Below are 17,558 nucleotides of genomic sequence, written 5' to 3'. Positions count from 1 at the left end.
GCGCATGCCGAGGCGTCCTTCAGAGCGCGTTCGCGCCGTCGCCCGAAGCCTTCTGCGCCTTGGTATTCGCCGCGCTCTCAATGGCTTTTTCGAGTTGCATGAAGTTGACGGGTTTCGTCAGATGCGCGTTGAAGCCCGCATCGAGACAGCGCCGGATATCCTCGTCGGTGCCGAAACCGGTTAGCGCGACGGCCGGCACGTCGGAGCGCTCGCGCAACGTCCGGATAAAGTCGATGCCCGTGCCGTCGGGCAGACCGACGTCGCTGACGATCAGGTCGAACGACGCGCTCGAGGTTGCCGCAAGCGCATCCGCGACACGCCCAACCACGGTTACTTCGTGGCCGAGCATGCGAATCAGCTGCGCCATGACCTCAGCGGTGTCTTCATGGTCTTCGACCATCAGGATCGAAAGCGCGCCAGCCGGATGACGCGTCGATGCGTCCGCCACGACCGGCTTTTTTGCCGGCGCTTCGGCAGTCGGCAAGGTAATCGTAAAGGTGGCGCCGCAATGCGCACCGGGGCTATACGCGGTGACCGTGCCGCCATGCGCATCGGTCAGCGCCTTTGTGATTGCCAGCCCGAGCCCGAGGCCGCCGAATTGCCGCGACATGTTCTGGCTACCCTGCTCGAATGCATTGAAGAGCTTGCCGATCTGCTCGGGCTCGATTCCAACGCCCGTATCTTCCACCGAGATCTGCACATGCATGCGCTCGTCGCGCGTGCGCACATAAATATGCCCGCCATCGGGCGTGAACTTCGCCGCGTTGCGGATCAGATTCCATAGCATCTGCTGCAGCCGTGCGCGGTCGCCCAGCACATAGTGATGGTGGGCCGCCTTGTCGACATGCACGTCCTGCTGCTTGACCTGGATCTCGCTGCGAAAGAGCTCGAGCACGCTGTCTATCACTTCGTGCACATCGACCGTTTCATGCGACAGACGCAGCTTGCCGTTCGCCACGCGCGTGAGGTCGAGCAGATCGTCGATGAGCCGCGCTTCGAGTTCGACGTTGCGGCGAATCATCGCGATGCCCGAGCGCGCCGCTTCGGGCAGTCCCGGAATCATCTCGACCATGCGCGCGCCGGCCAGCACCGGCGTAAGCGGCGTGCGCAGCTCGTGCGACAGCATCGCGAGAAAACGATCCTTGGCGCGGTTCGCTTCTTCGGCTGCCTGGCGCGCGGTCTGTTCCGACTCGAGCAGCCGCTCGCGCTCCTCGATCGCCTCGCGTTGGGAATGGATGTCCGTGCAACTGCCGAACCATTTGCTGACGGTGCCGTCGGCGTCGCGCATCGCGACGATGCGCGTGTCGAACCAGTGATAGATGCCGTCGTTGCGGCGAATGCGCAGTTCGTGCCGATACTCGGACGTGCCGCTGCGCACGGTCTTCAACCACGTGCGGCGCACTTCTTCGCGATCGTCGGGATGCACCGCGTCGAGCCACGCGAGGCCGAGCGAGGCCGCACTTTCGAGCCCCGTGTAATCGACCCATTGCTTCGACACGAAATCGCACGCGCCGCTCGCGTTGCACGTGAGCACGAGGTGCGGCAGCGCTTCGGAAAGCGTGCGGTAATGCTGTTCGCGGTCGCGCAGCATCAGCGCTTCGGCCGATGCGCGCTGCAGCCGCACCTGCGACAGCACCCGTTCGACCGCTTCGGGCAAATAGTCGAGATAGTCGCCGGCTTTCGGTACGACGTCGGATACGCCCGAGCGCAGCGCCTCGATCACGCGCGATTCGTCGGTGAAGCCGGTCACGAGAATGGCGGGCACGCGCACGCCTTCGCTGCGCAACCGCCGGAAGAAATCGAGCCCCGTCTCCGCGCCGGTCAGCTGATAGTCGAGCACGAGCAGGTCCGGCTCGCTCTCGGCAATCCGCGCGCGCGCCGCGCCGACGCCCGCGCACAGCGCGACCTTGCAGCCCGCGCGTTCGAGCGATTTGCGCGCAAGCCGCAGGATGCCCTCGTCGTCGTCGACGACGAGCACATGAGCCGCGGGCAACGTGGATCCTTCTGGTGTCATGCTGTTTCTTCGTTGTCTCTGCTGTCAATGACCAATGACCGCGCCCTCGCACATCACGTACGCATCGCCGCGCGCCGCGGCGCGCGTGCCGTCACGCGACGATCATCCGGTGGCCGGGCGGCAGTTTAACCACTTGCAGGAAGAACCCGAGCCGGCGGACCGCCTCGATAAACGCGTCGTACTCGACCGGCTTCGTGATGTACACGTTACAGCCGAGTTCGTAGCACCGTTCGATTTCGCGCGGATCGTCGGTCGTCGTCAGCACGATGACCGGCATCGCTGCCGTCGTGGGCGACTCCTTCAGCCGCCGCAACACCTCGAAGCCGTCGACGCGCGGCATCTTGAGGTCGAGCAGCACGACGTAGTTCGCGAGATCGTCGCGCGGCGGATACTTGCCCGCATGCTCGCCAGGCGGCCGATCGCCAAAGAAGTAATCGAGCGCCTGCTGGCCGTCCGCGAATCTTACGAAACCATTCGATATGCCCGCCCGGCGCAGGTTGCGCTCGACGAGCGTAGCGTGCCCATCGTCATCCTCGACGAGCACGATGCCCACGGCCCTGCCCATTGCTGCTGAAGCCGTCATGTTTTCTCCGTCCGCTGCGTGCATTAACTGCTGCCCCCGTCGCTGTATTTGATCATCCCCTTGCCCGTCGGGCCGGCGATCGCCGTTCAGACGCTACTGCAGATTGCACCGGCCGCCTGATCCCGGCAGGCTTCGCCAGCAGGCCGGTCCGCTTCGCCCGCAGGATCACGCCGTGCGCACCGGCTGATCCGGCAGCACGACGAAGAACGTCGACCCCGCACCTTCCGCCGATTCGACCCAGACCCGGCCGCCGTGCCGTTCCACCGTGCGACGCACGAGCGCGAGGCCGATGCCGTCGCCCTTCGATACATCGCCATGCAGCCGCTGGAACGCGCGGAACATCTTCGGCATGTAGGCCGCCGGAATTCCGAGGCCATTGTCGCGCACATAGAAGGTTCGCGTCGTCGGCGCTTGCGGGTCTGCTTCGTCCTCGGGTTCGGCGGGAAGCGCGCCCACTTCGATCCGGCCCGGGCGACCCGGATCGAGGAAGTTCAATGCGTTGCTGATCAGGTTGCTGAACACCTGCTCGATCGCGGCCGGGTCGCCCCACGCAGTCGGCAGGTCGCGCACGGTGACAATCGCGAACCGTTCGCGAATCTGCGTCTGCAGCGAATCGACCGCGCGCGCGACCACGCGGCCGACGCTGACGCGCTGCCACTGATACTCGAGGCGCCCCGCGCGCGAAATGCGCAACAGCGCATCGATGATCGCCGCCGCGCGCGTGACCGACGAGCGCAGGAACTGCAGCGACTCGCGCATATCGCCATCGAGCACGCGATCGAGGCGCCTTCCTTCGACGTCGGGCAGGTTCGCCGCATCGATCGTGGCGCGCAGATCGTCGCACGACACCTGCAGCTCCTTCGAAAAACCCTGCAGGTTCACGAGCGGCGAACGCAGGTCGTGCGACACGCTGTAGATAAACATCTCGTTGTCCTGCGTCTCCTGGCGCAGTGCCTCGTTGACGCCGGCGAGTTCCGCCGCGCGCGCCTCGAGCCGCTTTTGCAGCGTGGCCTGCTCCTGCTCCGCCACGCGCAGACGGGCACTCGTCTGGTGCAGCGCGCGATCGAGCGCCGCGATTTCGTCGTTACCGGCAAGCGGTGCGGAAAGCGGCTGACCGTTGCCGAGGCGTTCGGCGTTATCGGTCAGCACTTCGAGACGGCGGCCGATGTTGCGCGCGAACACGAACGCCGTGACCGCCCAGATCAGCATCGAGCCGACCACCGCGGCGATCAGCGCATACTGCTGGCGCGCACGCGTTCGCATCACCGATGCGCTGTGTTTTGCATCGAGACGCGAAGCTTCGGCGACAAAAGCGTCGAGCTCGTTGCGCACGATGCCGATCTGCGCGGGCATCGTGTTCGCTTCGAGCGAAATATAGGCCTTCGTGCTGCGGCCATCGCGCAGCGCGTCGGCGGCATCGACGGCCTGCGCGTGGTACCGGTCGATCGCATCGCGCATCGTGCGCACGCGCGCCGCCTGCTGCGGCGTATCGGTCACGAGCTGATCGAGATGCATGAGCCGGTCCGACAGGTCGACCCAGGCCGCATGACGCTCGATAAACGCCGGGTCGCCGACGATCAGCCCCGTGCGCACGCGCGCCGCCTGGCGCAACAGCGGGTCTTCGAGCGCGGACGCCTGATAGAGAATCTGCTTGCTGTTCGCGGCCGACTGCACGGCAAGCGCGGTCTGCTCCTGCGTATCGAACACCAGCGCGAGCAGTGCGAGCTCGACGACGCTCGGCAATGCGATCAGCAACAAACCCTTTGTGAATAGTTTCATATCCGGCTGGCAAACGTTCCGACCGCAAACAGTCGTGCCGGCCGCAAGGACAGACAGCGCGATCGATGTACGGTAACGAGCGCGAAGCGAGCGGACAGGACGACAGGCGGCACAATGAGCAGCGAACTGAGTAGCAAACCAGGCAATATCGAGGCGACCGCCAGGCAACCGCCAGACAGCGAACAATGCGCGAAGGCGAGGCATCAGGACATGCACGGGTAGGCAACCACGACGACCTCAGGTAGCCTGAAAACCGGGCAGCACCGGCGCGACGCGCGCTGCGCGGCTGGAACCGAGCCATTATCGACGTGAATGGTCGAGATTTCAACGCGGCCAGGAGGTGCGGCATGGCGCATGCGAAGCGATGCGCGATACCGCGCGGCAAATTATGTTGGAGAAGTGCTGGCGCACACAAAATTGCCTTTTTTATCGGTGACGGAATCAATCGCGCAGCCCATGCGTCTATGATGGAGACAGATGCACAGAACGCGAAAGCGCACGGCGACACGATTGGGCATGTTCCGCACGGGCCGGTGTGAGACGGAACAATGTCGAATCACCGTGAATCCGGCATTTTCGTATGCTATAAAAGATCGACGTGCGGCGCGCGAAGCCGGGAGTGGTCGCATGAGGACGCTGCGTTTCTTGCAATTCTTTTTCAGGCGAATTTTTATGTCCTTCCCGAAAAAGCGTAGACGCGCGAAGGTGGACGGCGACGAGTCGTTCCTCGCGGTACTACGTCATTTCAAGGCGTTCGGCCAGCTCGATACCAAAATCGCGCGCGCCCGTGCGCAGGACGAACCGGTGCTGTATGCCCACGTGCTGCCGGGTCTCGACGTGCTGCTATGCTGCGTGCGCGGCGCTCAGCCGCCGTATCCGGCCACGGCCGAACTGCGCCGCCGCTGCATCGAGTCGATCGCAAACGCGCTCGAGCAGCCGCTCGATGGGCTCGAGAACGGCGGCTACTGGTACGAAGCCGATGGCTTTGGCTTCCTCGTGTTCGCAAGCCGCGCGCGTGCGCGGATTCTCCCGGAGTTCGGCGCGACACGCGCAGCCGCCGGTGCACGGCGCATGCGGCGTCAGGATGCCGGCGACGCAACGCCGCGTTCGCTGCGCTAGCGCTTGTCCACGCCGTTCAGGTTTCGCGCGTAACGAAACGATCGTTCTCACGCCCGCCACCGCGTCGAACCCGTCGTCATTCGTTCAGGTACAGAAAGAAGGCCGCGCATATGCGCGGCTTTCTCCGTTTTGCGCGAACGCACTGCACGCGATGGCACCGCGACTGCATCGCAGTGTCCATCGACCGGATATTTCGCGGCCCGTATCATTCGACGCTCCGCAGCGCGTCGAATACTCATCGAGATTTGATCTTTGTGCGTGACCGAAACGCGACAGCCGGTCAGCTTCCCTTGTATTCGGCCGCCTTGTCCGGCGTAGACGTCTTCGGAGTCTGTCTTGCCGGTGCGTTCGCCGGCGCATGAGCGGGGGCGTCTTGACGCGTCGGTTGCGCGCCCGACGCCGCCGTATTGTCCGGCGTCAGCAATGGCGCCTTCGGCTTTTGCTTTTGGCCCGGCGGCGGCGCGACCGGCTTCGTGCCTACCTTTGAAAGTAGCTCCTGGCAGGGCAACGGCTTGTTGTTGCTCGGTGCGATCAACGGGATCAGCGCGGCGAACGGATTGATGAGACCGAGTCCGACGGCCGCGCCGCCGCGCAGCGCGAGCGCCGCCGCATTCACGCCGACATGCGGATTCTTGAACGTCCCCTTCGCATAGAGCGGCGAGCGCAGCGAAAAAATGCGGAAGCCCTTCGTGTGCGGATGCACGCCGAGATCGAGCGTCTCGTCGCGCAGATTGATGTTGCCGTCGATGTTGATCACGGCGTCGGTCGTGTCGAGGGCGAAAACGCGTGAATCGAGCACGCCGTCGGTCACGACGAAGTCCGCCGCGGCGCAGTTGATTTTCACATCGTTTTTGCCGAAGAGCTTTTCGTAGATCACGTTCGCGACATTGAGACCGGCCGCTTCCATCAGCAGGCGGCTCACGGTGCCGTCCGTCACGAGCAGTTTCACTTCGCCGTTCGACGTAGCGGCAAGCGCGGCCGGCGAATTGCCCGTTGCCGACAGGGCCGCGTCGCCATTGATCTCGCCCAGTGCGCTTTGCATCGTCCCGACTTTCGGGAACAGCTGTTTGAGCTTGATATGACGCGCCGATGTCGAGAAACGTCCCTTCAGCGGCGCGTCGCTGCCGTCCAGAGCGATATTCGACGCGAGCGACCCGCCGGCGACGCCGAACTTCAGCGGCTCGAGCGTCAGCACGCCGTCTTTCATGACGAGATGCGTGTAAAGGTCCGTGATCGGCAGGCTCGGATCCTTGATGATGCGCCGGCCGGTGAACTTGACGTCCGCATCGATCGCTTTCCAGCGATCCGTCTTGAACGGCTCGACCGGCAGCACCTTGTCTGACGGCTGCCGGGCCGTATCGCCGCGTTTGGCTTTGCTCGCATTGCTGTCTGCGCCGATGATCGGCGCGAGGTCCGCGAAGCGCAACTCGTGCGAAACGAGCTCGCCCTGCAGCGACGGACGCGGCTTGCGGCCGACATAGGTCAACGTGCCGTTCAGGTCGCTGCCGCCGACGCGACCTGTAAAATTTTCATATCTGAATACGTTTCCGCTGTCCTTGAACTGGCCGATCAGGTGGCCTTCGGTCGCATACGGCGGTGTCTCCGGCAAGGTGATGCTGGTGAATCCGTAGAGACGGTCGAGGCTCGTGCCGCGTAGCCACAGGCGCAAATCGACCGCGGCCAGATGCACCGGATCGGTAATCGTGCCGACCAGTGCGACGTGCAGATCGCCGGCGCGCACATCGGCCTGGATCGGAAACGGACGATCGGCGTCCTGCAGCGCAAGCACGCCGCCGACCTTGCCGCTGCCCGATACCGGTTGGCGGTTGTACGTGCCTTTGACGGTCCAGCCGATCGCGTACGGCGCGATGACCTGGCGTCGCGGCCCCGCAGCCGCAGGCGCGCTCGCGCCGCTCGCCGGCACGGCCGCGATACCCGAAGCGCCGGATGCATCGGACGCACTCGCCGTCTCCCCCGCGCCCGGCGCGGCAACGACGGTCGAGGCGCCCGACGCGACGGCGTCCGACGCCCCATGCGCGGGCGGCTCGATCGCCGCCGTCGCGCCGGAAGCGGTCGACGCGGCCGCCGCCTCCGCTGCCTTCGCCTGCTTCTCGAGCCGGTTCGCGCCGGCCCGTCCCACCTGCTGCGCCGATTCGGCGCGCGACTTCTCCTGCTGCTGCTCGAGCGCCTCGCCAATCGGAATCGGCTTGCCCAAGGTATCGACGACCACCTGCATGTCGACCTTCTTCTGCTGGTCGCTGACGGCGATATGACCTTTATCGAACTCGATGTCGTGCAGATCGAGCTTCCATTCCGATGGGCTTGCCGACTGCTTGAACTTGAAGGTCCAGTTGTTGCGCCCGTCGATGAGCCGTTCGACATCGACCGACGGGTTCACGAGACGGATCGCCGGAATCACGATGTCATGCGCAATCAGCGGCAGCACCTTCACCTCGAAGTCGATTTCATCGAGCGTCGCGAAGTGCGGCTGCTTCGTCCAGTCTGGATTTGCAATCGTGATGTTGGCGGCCGAGAAACGCGGCCAGGGCACCCAGGCGCGCCACCCGGTCTCGCCGACCGGATGGCGCCATCCGACCTTCAGGTCGCCCTCGATCGCAAACTGTCGCCCGATGGCTTCGCTAACTTTTTCATTGACCCATGGGCGTGCCCGATTCCAGTCGAACGTCAAAACGAAGACGACCAGCACTGCGATCAGTATCGCGAGCACGGCGATACACCACGCGACGATCTTGCCGATGCGGCGTGCGAGCGACGGGTGGCTCTTCTGCGAGACATTCATGAGGCCTTGGCTCCGGTCTTTTCCCTGCGCCGACTCGTCAGCAGATGGCGTGCCCGGTTTGCCCGAAGGCGCGCCGCGGCTTAACATGACAGCCGCGCCAGCCTCACGTTGTGCAATGCACCGCACCGCATCGCGACGCATTGCGACGCGGTGCGGTGCGGTGCAAGCAAAGCGGCGCGATCTCCCCACATACGAACATGATGACCGCTACTCCCCTCGTACAGGCCGACGGCATCGTGCGCCGCGACGCCGTGCACGGCACGATCCTGTTGCAGCCGACCGATTTCGCGCTCGCCGGCGGCGATCGCGTCGCGGTCACCGGTCCTTCGGGCTCGGGCAAGAGCGTGCTGCTGCGTGCGCTCGCGCTGCTCGACCCGCTTTCGGCCGGGCACGTGCGCTGGCGCGGCAAGGCCGTGTCTCGCGCCGCGATTCCGCGCTACCGCCGCGCGGTCGCTTATATCCGGCAGCGGCCCGCGCTGCTCGACGGCAGCGTCGAAGACAATCTGCGCTATCCGTTCTCGCTCTCCGTCTATCGCGATGCGCGCTTCGAGCGCGGCTACGCCGAAGCACTCGCGACGCGCGCGGGCCGCGGCACGGGCTTTCTCGAACGTCAGGCGAGCGAACTATCGGGCGGCGAAGCGCAGATCGTCGCGTTGATCCGCGTGTTGCAACTCGTGCCCGATGTGTTGCTGCTCGACGAACCGACCGCGTCGCTCGATCCCGAATCGACGGTTGCGTGCGAGGCGCTGATCAATGCATGGTTCGACGATGCCGCGACGCCGCGCGCATGGATCTGGGTTTCGCACGACACGGCTCAGGCGGCGCGCGTCGGCAAGCGGCAATTGATCATGCGCGCGGGCGTGCTGAGCGAAAAAGTGGAAGAAGCGGAGGAAAAAGCGGCTGGCACGCCTTGCGCGCATCGCGACAGCGCCGAAAGCACCACACGAAACACCGCACAGAACAGCGCACAGAACAGCGCACAAAACGGCGCACAAAACGGCGCAAAACCCGACATCGCAGCCGGCAAGGAATCGACACGATGACATTGCAAGACTTAAGCCTTTGGCAAGTCGGCATCGCCGCGCTGCTGATCGTCGTCAACGGCGCGCTGTCGCTGCTGCTCAAGCTCGATCTCGAGCGCAAGCTCGCGTGGGCCGCAGCGCGCACGATCGTCCAGTTGCTTGCGGTCGGTTATGTGCTCGGCTGGGTCTTCAGCCACGCGCGCTGGTATTTCGTGCTGCCGCTCATGATCGTGATGACGCTGATCGCCGGCTTTGCGGGCGCGGGACGCAGCAAACGAACCTACGCCGGCCAGCGCGCGGACAGCATTCTGTCGATCTGGGCCGGTTCGTGGCTCGTCGCGGCGGTTGGGCTGTTTGTCGTGATCGGCATCCACCCGTGGTACGAGCCGCAGTATGCGATTCCGATTCTCGGCATGATCCTCGGCAATGCGCTAACGGGCGTCTCGCTCGGCATCGAGCGGATGACCGAGGAACTGACCGCGCGGCGCGACCGCGTCGAAATGGCGCTCGCGCTCGGCGCGACGCGTTGGGAAGCCGCGCAAGGACCGGCACGCGATGCGGTGCGCGCCGGCATGATACCGACGCTCAATCAGATGACGGTAGTCGGCGTGGTCAGCCTGCCCGGCATGATGACGGGTCAGGTGCTGGCGGGCCAGTCGCCGCTGCAGGCCGTGCGCTATCAGATCGTCATCATGTTCCTGATCGCGGCCGCATCGGCGCTTGCCACGGTCGGCGCGGTGTTGCTCACGTATCGCAAGCTGTTCTCGGCCGAGCACCGGTTTCTCGCGTCGCGGCTCGTCGAGCGCACCCGCTAGCGGCGTCGCGCTTACCGCTTCGCCGTCACCGCGATCCGCGACCCATCGCTGAGCGTCAAGGTCTTCGTGCTGCCATTGGTCGGCATCGTAAAGCGCAGCACCTGGCTCACGGCCGTGTAGTCAGGACATTTGAGCGTCTTGCCATTGCTCGTGACGTCTTTCGTGCCGTGCGGCGTTTGCGCCTGGAAGTTCAGTTGGACCGTTGCCGTACCGTCCTTCGCGACGACCGGTGCGAAACGGATCTGCGTCTGGCGGATCATCGCGCCGTTCGAATCGAGCGCTAACGACGCATAGTTCGGGCATTCGCCCGGCGCGGGCACCGGGCCCCCGGGCGGCACGGTCTTCCACGTGAAGTCGTCGGATTCGCCCGAGCGGATCGTGCGGGTTTCCTGCGAATTGCCGAACTGCTTCGACGTGACCTTCACCGTGTAGCGGATCGGTCCATCGGTGGACGCTTTCGACGTGACGGTGATCGGCGTCGCGGCAAGACTGCCCGCAGGCAACACGGCCAGCATGCAGGCGAAGAAGGCAGCAACAGAAACGGCGGAGAAGCTCGAGCCGATACGCATGCTTTTGCTCATATGTCACCTCGTTGTTGTGCTGGCGGGCGGTCTCCATGCAAACGCCCTGCCAGCCAGTCTAACGCGGTGCGCCGCGCGTGCGTGCATCGTTCGGATCGGGTATTACCCCGCTTGCCGTACGCGATGAACGCGCGCGCCTCGTTCAAAAGCCTGTCAGCACGAGCTTGCCGATCGCGCGCCCCTCCTCGAGCATCCGGTGCGCGCGGCGCAGATTCCCGGCGTTGATGCGCCCGAGATCCTCGCCAACCGTCGTGCGCAAAGTGCCCGCGTCGACGAGCCGCGCGACCTCGGTCAGCAGCTTGTGCTGCTCGATCATGTCGGGCGTGCCGAACATCGCGCGCGTGAACATGAATTCCCAGTGAAACGCCGCGCTCTTCGATTTCAACAGCTCGACAGGCACCGGCCGTTCGTTCTCGACAATCGTGCAGATCGCACCTTGCGGTTTGATCATTTCGGCGGCCGCCGGAAAATGCCGATCGGTATCGTTGAACATCAGCACATAGTCGACTTGCGGGATGCCAAGCGCTTTCAGTTGCGCCGGCATATCGCCGAAATGGTCGACGATATGATCGGCGCCGAGTTCTTTCGCCCACTTCGCCGACGCCGGCCGCGACGCGGTCGCAATGACCGTGAGCTTCGCCAGCTGCTTCGCGAGCTGGATGCCGATCGAACCGACCCCGCCCGCCCCGCCGATGATCAGCACCGTGCGGCCTGCATCAGCGCCTTGCGGCGACACGTGCAGGCGCGCGAACAGCGCTTCCCACGCGGTAATCGCCGTGAGCGGCAACGCAGCGGCCTGCGTGAAGTCGAGCGAGGCCGGCTTGCGTCCGACGATCCGCTCGTCGACAAGATGAAATTCGCTGTTCGCGCCCGGACGTGTAATGCTGCCCGCATAGAACACCGGATCGCCGACCTTGAACAGCGTGACCTCCGGGCCGACCGCCGCGACGGTGCCCGCGGCATCCCAACCGAGCACGCGCGGCGTCTTCTCGACGGTATCTTTCGGCGCGCGCACCTTGTAGTCGACGGGGTTCACCGAAATCGCCTCGACCTTCACGAGCAGATCGCGGCCGGTCGGCGTCGGCTTGTCGATGTCGAGATCGAGCAGCGCTTCGGGCTCGCTGATCGGCAGGTAGCGATAAAGTCCTACGGCTTTCATGACGGTTCCTTTTCAAAGATCTTCGGTTGATGGGTTGTCCGCTGCATGAAGCACATCGTAGTTGCCCGCTGCTTCGCCGAAAACAGCCATAATTACTGAAACATTTTCAGGAATTTCAGAAAAATGGCATTCGTCGCTCCTCTCCCCGACCCGCGCGACAGGCTCGATCTGCTCGACGTCGCGCTGTTCGTGCGTGCGGCGCTGCTCGCGAACGTGTCGGCCGCCGGCCGCGAGTTCGGGCTCTCGCCGGCAGTGGCGAGCGCCCGTATCGCGAACCTCGAGCACGAACTCGGCGCACGCCTGCTGCATCGAACCACGCGCCGGATCAGCCTTACACAGGAAGGCGAAGTTTTTATGAGCCGCGCGCAGACGCTGCTCGAAGCGGCCGCCGCCGCGCGCGCGTCGGTCGGACGCGCGCAGGCGGAACCGCAAGGGCGGTTGCGCGTATCGATGCCGTCGTCGTTCGGCAGGCAGCATGTCTCCCCGGCGATCGCGGCGTTCCTGCGGCGCTTTCCCGGCGTCAGCGTCGATCTGAGGTTGACCGATCACATCGTCGATCTCGTCGACGGCGGCGTCGATGTCGCGATCCGGGTCGGTGCGCTCAAAGATTCGTCGCTCGTCGCGCGGCGGCTCGCAGTGAACCGGCGCATGCTGTGCTGCGCGCCCGCCTACCTCGCTGCGCGCGGCACGCCGCATCATCCGTCGGACCTCGCCGCGCACGAGTGCATCGTGCTGTCGAACCAGCGCGACTGGTCGTTCATTACGCCCGCCGGTCCGGTCAGCGTGCGCGTCGAAGGACGGCTCGCCACCGACAACGGCGAGGTGATTCGCGACGCGCTGCTCGACGGCTTCGGCATCGCACTGAAATCGACGTGGGACGTCGCGCCGTATCTGAAGAGCGGCGCGCTGGTCACCGTACTCGACAGTTACCCGCTTGCCGAAACCGTCGCGATCTGGGCCGTCTATCCGAGCCGCGCATTCGTGCCGCCGAAGACGCTCGCTTTTATCGATTTTCTTGCCGAGCGCTTCGGCGACCCGCCGTACTGGGACGACCCGTCATAGCACGGCCTGCGTCAGCACGGCCCGCATCGGGACGGCTAGTGTCTGCCCGTCCCCTTTCCTTGCGAATTGCGATTCGTATGCGCGTCGTTCTGCGTGCGCTGCTGGTAGTCGCCGCCGCCGCGCCGGTCCGTGTCTTCGAGTCCCTGCTCGACATCGCGATGTGCCTGCTTGCCGATCCGGCGCGCCTCGTCTTCATGCTGCGAGTCGGGGCTCTGATCGGTCTCGTGCGGCAACGGCGCCGACGCTTCGTGCGACGCGTGCTGTTGCCCTGCGTTCTGCTTGTCGCGCTCGGTGGACGACTTCTGGTCGCCGGTCGCGCGTTGAGTCGATGTTTTCATCGTTGATTCCTCCGTCTGGTTTGGGGTGCAGTCCATAACGGATAGCGAGTCGCGCAACGGACGCCGCTACCCGCGTTCGCCCGCGAGGCGTTTTCTCATCGCCGCCGTGATGCGCTGGCGCGTTTTCGCATAGTCGGCCCAGGGATTCTCGCGCAGCGACTGCAGGCGCTCGTGCAGATTCGCGATGTTCCACTGGTCGCCAGCCCTGGTGTCCGGCACTTCGTCCCAACTGAGCGGCACCGAGACGCCGAGACCCGGCCGCGCGCGCGCCGAATAAGCGGCGACCGTGCTCGAGCCGCGGTTGTTGCGCAGGTAGTCGACGAATATCTTGCCCTTGCGGTTCTGCGCGCCCATCTTCGCGGCGAAGTTCCTCGGCAGCGTTGTCGCCATGTGCTGCGCGACGGCCTGAGAAAACGCCTTTACGTCGTCCCAGCCCTCGTGTTTGGTCAGCGGCACCACGACATGCAGGCCCTTGCCGCCGCTCGTTTTGCAGAACGATACGAGTCCGAGTTCGGCGAGCAGCGTATGCGTCAGTTGCGCCGCTTCGATCATCCGTTCCCAGCCAAGCGCGGGATCGGGGTCGAGATCGAACACCACGCGGTCGGGTTTCTCGATGTTCGAGGCCACCGCATTCCACGTGTGCAACTCGATCGTGCCCATCTGCGCCGCGCCGACGAGCGCTTTCGCGCTGTCGATCGTGATCAGCGACGGATGGCCGGGATCGAGCCCCGGATGCTGCGTGATGTTCGGGATCGACAGTTTTTCAGCGTGCTTCTGGAAAAACAGTTCGCCGCCGATATCCTCGGGCGCGCGTACGAGCGACACGGGGCGATCGCGCAGATGCGGCAGCATCCAGTCGGCCACTAACTCGTAATAGCGCACGAGATCGATCTTGCGTGTGTCCGTGTGCTTGTCGATCACGCGGTCCGGATGCGAGATCCGCACGCCCGCGACCGTCTGCGTCGCGGCGCTCCGCGCTTTCGATGTGCCGCGCGACGCAGCCGTTGCCGCGCGCGTGTCGCCGTCTTCGGCTTGCGCAGTCTTGCGCGACGAAGACGCCTTACCTGCGCGTTTCGTTGCCGCCGTGCCGTCGCCGTCACGCGTTGCGGCCCGTGCTTTCGCCGCGCGTGCCTTCGCGCGCGGCGCGTCCCTCGAGGCTGTGCTTTCGTCTTCACTCGTCTGTTGCACGTCAGCTCCTTGGCGCGGCGCTTCGATGACGATCTGCCGCGCGGGTTTGTCGCTGCGCAGGCTGATAAACGACGCCTGGCGGACGATGCCTTCATCGGTCAATTCGGCGAAATTGCATTCGGCGACCAGCTCGGGCTTGACCCAGTGCACGGGTGTGCGGCTGCGTTCGCTGGGCACGCTCGCGAAGGGCATCTTCGTCGTTTCGCGCGCGTCGAGCTCTCTTTTCACGGCGCGCAGCCGCTTCGCATCGAAGCCCGTGCCGACGCGGCCTGCATAGCGCAGCTTGCCCTCTTCGTCGTAGACGCCGAGCAGCAACGCGCCGAAGTCCGAACGGCTGCCGCCCGGTTCCGTATAACCGCCGATCACGAATTCCTGGCGCCGCCGGCATTTGAGCTTGATCCATGCCGACGATCGGCCCGACGTATAGCGACTGTCGCGCCGCTTGCCGATGATCCCTTCGAGCGACATCTCGCACGCGCTTCTGATCAAGGCATCAGCGTCAGTGCCGAAGTCGGCCGAATAGCGCAACGCATCATCGTCGAGCGACTCGAGCAGCGCACGCAGCAATGCGCGGCGCTGTTCGAGCGGCACGTTACGCAGATCGTAGCCGTTCAGATACGGCAGGTCGAACAGGTACAGCGTGATGTCGCATTCGCGATGCGTATCGAACGCGTTTTGCAGCGCCTGAAAGCTCGGTACGCCATGCTCGTCGAGCACCACGGCTTCGCCGTCCAGCCATGCGGTGTCGACTCCGATCTTCGCGAGCGCTTGCGCCTGTTTGCCGAACTTTTCGGTCCAGTCGTTGCCCGCGCGCGTGAAAATGCGCACCGGATCTTTCTCGTTGCGCTGATCGATGCGCGCGAGCACGCGGTAGCCGTCGAACTTGATCTCGTAGGTCCATGCGTCGCCGGCAGGCGGGGTGTCGACGAGCGTAGCGAGTTCCGGCTTCATCGTGGCGGGCAGCGCGGCCTTTTGCGCTCCTTCGATCGCAGGCGTTTGCGCGAGCTCGCGCAGCGACTCGCTGTTGCGCGTCGCGACGATGTCGGGGTGCCCGCTATGCTTTGCCGCGCTGGTGCGAGCCGGGCGAGCGCGCGCGCGGGCAGTCGATTGCGGCTTCGTCTGCGGGCTGGCGGCGCGCCCGCCCTTGCCCGCACCGTGCCCGCCATGCGCGCCCGGCGCATTGGACAACACACTGCCCGGATACGCGTCGAGCACATCGAATTCGCTCTCGCTATGGGCTTCGCGGTCGCGCTCCTTGATCAGCAGCCACTGCTCCTTGTCGCCGCTGCCGCGCATATGACTGCGCACGAGCGTCCAGCCGCCGTGCAGCTTGTCGCCGTGCAACTGGAACTTGAGCTTGCCGGCCGCGTATGCGGCGCGCGCCTCGCCCTCGCCGCCGGCCGGTTCCCAGGTGCCACGGTCCCAGACGATAACGTCGCCTGCGCCATAGTGGCCTTCCGGAATCGTGCCCTCGAACGACCCATAGTCGAGCGGATGGTCTTCGACGTGCACGGCGAGCCGCTTCACCGACGGATCGAGGCTCGGCCCTTTCGGTATCGCCCACGATTTCAGCGTGCCGTCGAGTTCGAGCCGGAAGTCGTAGTGCAGACGCCGCGCGTCGTGTTCCTGAATGACGAAGGCGAGCGCATGCGTCGCCTTGCGCGCCGCGCCGCGGCCGGCGGCCTTGCGCGGCGCCTCCTTCCCGGACGGCTCGGGCGTTTCATCGAAGCGTCGTTTGCGGTGATAGGTCTCGAGTTTGTCGGCCATGATTCATCGTGACGGTCGGCTTCGCTATCTGCATGCCTAGGCGGCGCGGCGTTTGCGCGCGGCGGTGCCGCTCGCGCCGCCTGAGCTTCGCCGCGTCGTTGCCTTGCTCTTTGCGGTGCGGCGCGGTGCGCGCCGCGTGTTGGCGCCGGTTTCCTGTTCGGCGTCCTCGTCACGGTTGGCGCGCGCACGCGCCGGCTTCGCCGTGGCTTTCCCATCTGCTTTCGCCGCCGGCTTTCGCGCGCCCGCGGCTTTGCCCTTACCGAGGCTGCGCTTGAGCAGTTCCGACAGATCGAGAATATCGGCGCTCGGCCGCGTGTCGGCCGGCTCCTCGACCTCGCCGATTTCCTCGGTCCGGCCCTCGCTGACCTTGCGGTCGACCAAGGCCATGATGTCGTCGTGGAACGTGTCGTGATACGCGGATGGGTCCCACGTGTCGCTCATATCGTCGATGAGCTTCTTCGCCATCTCGAGCTCGCGCGGCGTGACGCCGGCCTTCTTGCGGTTTTCGTCCGGCAATTTCAGTTCGTCGTACGATCGGACTTCGCCGGCCCAGCGCAGCGTGTTCAGCGCGAGCACCGGGCCGATCGGAATCAGCGCCGCGAGATGCTGCTTGTTGTGCATTACGACGTTCGCAATGCCGACCTTGCCGCTCTCCTTGAGCGCCTCGCGCAGTAGCGCATAGACCTTTTCGCCCTTGCGATCGGGCGTCAGATAGTAGGGCGTATCGAGGTACAGGAACGAGATTTCCGGCGCTTCGACGAACGCGAGAATATCGACCGTCTGCGTCGATTCGGGATTTGCAGAGCGAATCTCCGCATCGGACATCACGACATATTTACCCTTCTCGTACTCGAAGCCGCGCACGATGTTCTCGCGCGTGACTTCCTTGCCCGTGCGCTTGTTGATCTGCTTGTAGCCGATCGGATCGATCGACCGCTTGTCGAGCAGATTGAAGCCCACTTTCTCCGACTGCGTCGCCGGATACAACTGCACCGGCACATGCACGAGACCGAAGCTGATTGCGCCTTTCCAGATCATATGTGCCATCGCGCACTCCCCGAGGTTCAGACTTCGGTGAAAGCAGCAAGCATGCCACGCGGTTTTCCACCCTGCGCACGCGGTATACGGCTTAAGCGCGCGCATTCGTATGCGTACCGCGCCGCGAGCAGGCTGTAAGAGTTGCGTGCCGGGCGGCAAAAGATGCGGGCGGCGAGCGCGCAGGTCGGACCCGTTACAATAGCCGGATTTCCGGCGGCCGCCCTGCAGTGAACTGCAGTGAACCTCGCGGTCCGCCTTTGCGCGCCTGTTTCCAGCCCTATTGCTTCCAGCCT

At 64.9% G+C, this 17,558-nt stretch carries 13 protein-coding genes; 4 read left to right on the top strand and 9 right to left on the bottom strand.

The window, feature by feature from the left end:
* Positions 1-19: 19 nt before the first annotated feature.
* The 3 genes from QYH69_RS09625 to QYH69_RS09615 form a co-directional block, all read right to left on the bottom strand.
* Positions 20-2,014, bottom strand: a complete 1,995-nt coding sequence (locus QYH69_RS09625) for a response regulator (RefSeq protein WP_308831637.1) — start codon at positions 2,012-2,014, stop codon at positions 20-22.
* A 91-nt stretch (positions 2,015-2,105) separates the two neighbouring features.
* Positions 2,106-2,597 carry a response regulator gene (locus tag QYH69_RS09620; protein WP_308831636.1) on the bottom strand — a complete coding sequence of 164 codons (492 nt, stop codon included), beginning with the start codon at positions 2,595-2,597 and terminating at the stop codon, positions 2,106-2,108.
* 165 nt (positions 2,598-2,762) lie between these two features.
* A complete protein-coding gene (locus QYH69_RS09615; RefSeq protein ID WP_308831635.1) occupies positions 2,763-4,376 on the bottom strand; it encodes an ATP-binding protein in 1,614 nt (537 codons plus the stop codon).
* 627 nt (positions 4,377-5,003) lie between these two features.
* Between QYH69_RS09615 and QYH69_RS09610 the strand changes: the two genes are divergently transcribed.
* Positions 5,004-5,495, top strand: coding sequence for a hypothetical protein (locus tag QYH69_RS09610; RefSeq protein ID WP_075157283.1), 492 nt, complete (start codon positions 5,004-5,006; stop codon positions 5,493-5,495).
* A gap of 280 nt (positions 5,496-5,775) precedes the next feature.
* Here the strand turns inward: QYH69_RS09610 and QYH69_RS09605 are convergent, their stop codons facing one another.
* Complete coding sequence (locus tag QYH69_RS09605; RefSeq protein WP_308831634.1) at positions 5,776-8,295, bottom strand: AsmA family protein; 2,520 nt, start codon at positions 8,293-8,295, stop codon at positions 5,776-5,778.
* A 200-nt stretch (positions 8,296-8,495) separates the two neighbouring features.
* Between QYH69_RS09605 and QYH69_RS09600 the strand changes: the two genes are divergently transcribed.
* A complete protein-coding gene (locus QYH69_RS09600; RefSeq protein WP_308831633.1) occupies positions 8,496-9,338 on the top strand; it encodes an ATP-binding cassette domain-containing protein in 843 nt (280 codons plus the stop codon).
* Positions 9,335-10,132 carry an ABC transporter permease gene (gene fetB, locus QYH69_RS09595; RefSeq protein WP_308831632.1) on the top strand — a complete coding sequence of 266 codons (798 nt, stop codon included), beginning with the start codon at positions 9,335-9,337 and terminating at the stop codon, positions 10,130-10,132. The genes QYH69_RS09600 and fetB overlap by 4 nt, the downstream gene beginning before the upstream one ends.
* Before the next feature lie 11 nt (positions 10,133-10,143).
* On the opposite strand, the gene QYH69_RS09590 is transcribed toward fetB, so the two are convergent.
* Entirely contained in the window at positions 10,144-10,713 is a 570-nt protein-coding gene (locus QYH69_RS09590; RefSeq protein WP_308831631.1) for a DUF6013 family protein, read from the bottom strand.
* A gap of 142 nt (positions 10,714-10,855) precedes the next feature.
* Complete coding sequence (locus QYH69_RS09585) at positions 10,856-11,872, bottom strand: zinc-binding alcohol dehydrogenase family protein (RefSeq protein WP_308831630.1); 1,017 nt, start codon at positions 11,870-11,872, stop codon at positions 10,856-10,858.
* A gap of 123 nt (positions 11,873-11,995) precedes the next feature.
* On the opposite strand from QYH69_RS09585, the gene QYH69_RS09580 reads away from it, so the two are divergent.
* A complete protein-coding gene (locus QYH69_RS09580) occupies positions 11,996-12,934 on the top strand; it encodes a LysR family transcriptional regulator (RefSeq protein ID WP_308831629.1) in 939 nt (312 codons plus the stop codon).
* A gap of 35 nt (positions 12,935-12,969) precedes the next feature.
* Here QYH69_RS09580 and QYH69_RS09575 read toward each other — a convergent pair whose 3' ends face one another.
* From QYH69_RS09575 to QYH69_RS09565, 3 genes are all read right to left on the bottom strand, one after another.
* On the bottom strand, positions 12,970-13,272 hold the full coding sequence (locus QYH69_RS09575; RefSeq protein WP_308831628.1) for a hypothetical protein: 303 nt from the start codon (positions 13,270-13,272) through the stop codon (positions 12,970-12,972).
* A 66-nt stretch (positions 13,273-13,338) separates the two neighbouring features.
* The gene (ligD, locus tag QYH69_RS09570) at positions 13,339-16,227 is read right to left on the bottom strand and encodes a DNA ligase D (protein ID WP_308831627.1); all 2,889 of its coding nucleotides are present in this window, start codon (positions 16,225-16,227) and stop codon (positions 13,339-13,341) included.
* A 36-nt stretch (positions 16,228-16,263) separates the two neighbouring features.
* Complete coding sequence (locus tag QYH69_RS09565) at positions 16,264-17,274, bottom strand: Ku protein (protein WP_308831626.1); 1,011 nt, start codon at positions 17,272-17,274, stop codon at positions 16,264-16,266.
* Positions 17,275-17,558 lie beyond the last annotated feature (284 nt).

Origin of the sequence: Paraburkholderia sp. SARCC-3016, from assembly GCF_031119615.1 — a bacterium.
GTDB lineage: Bacteria > Pseudomonadota > Gammaproteobacteria > Burkholderiales > Burkholderiaceae > Paraburkholderia.
Note: the sequence above shows the minus strand (reverse complement) of the source record. Positions and strands in the feature narration are given on the sequence as shown.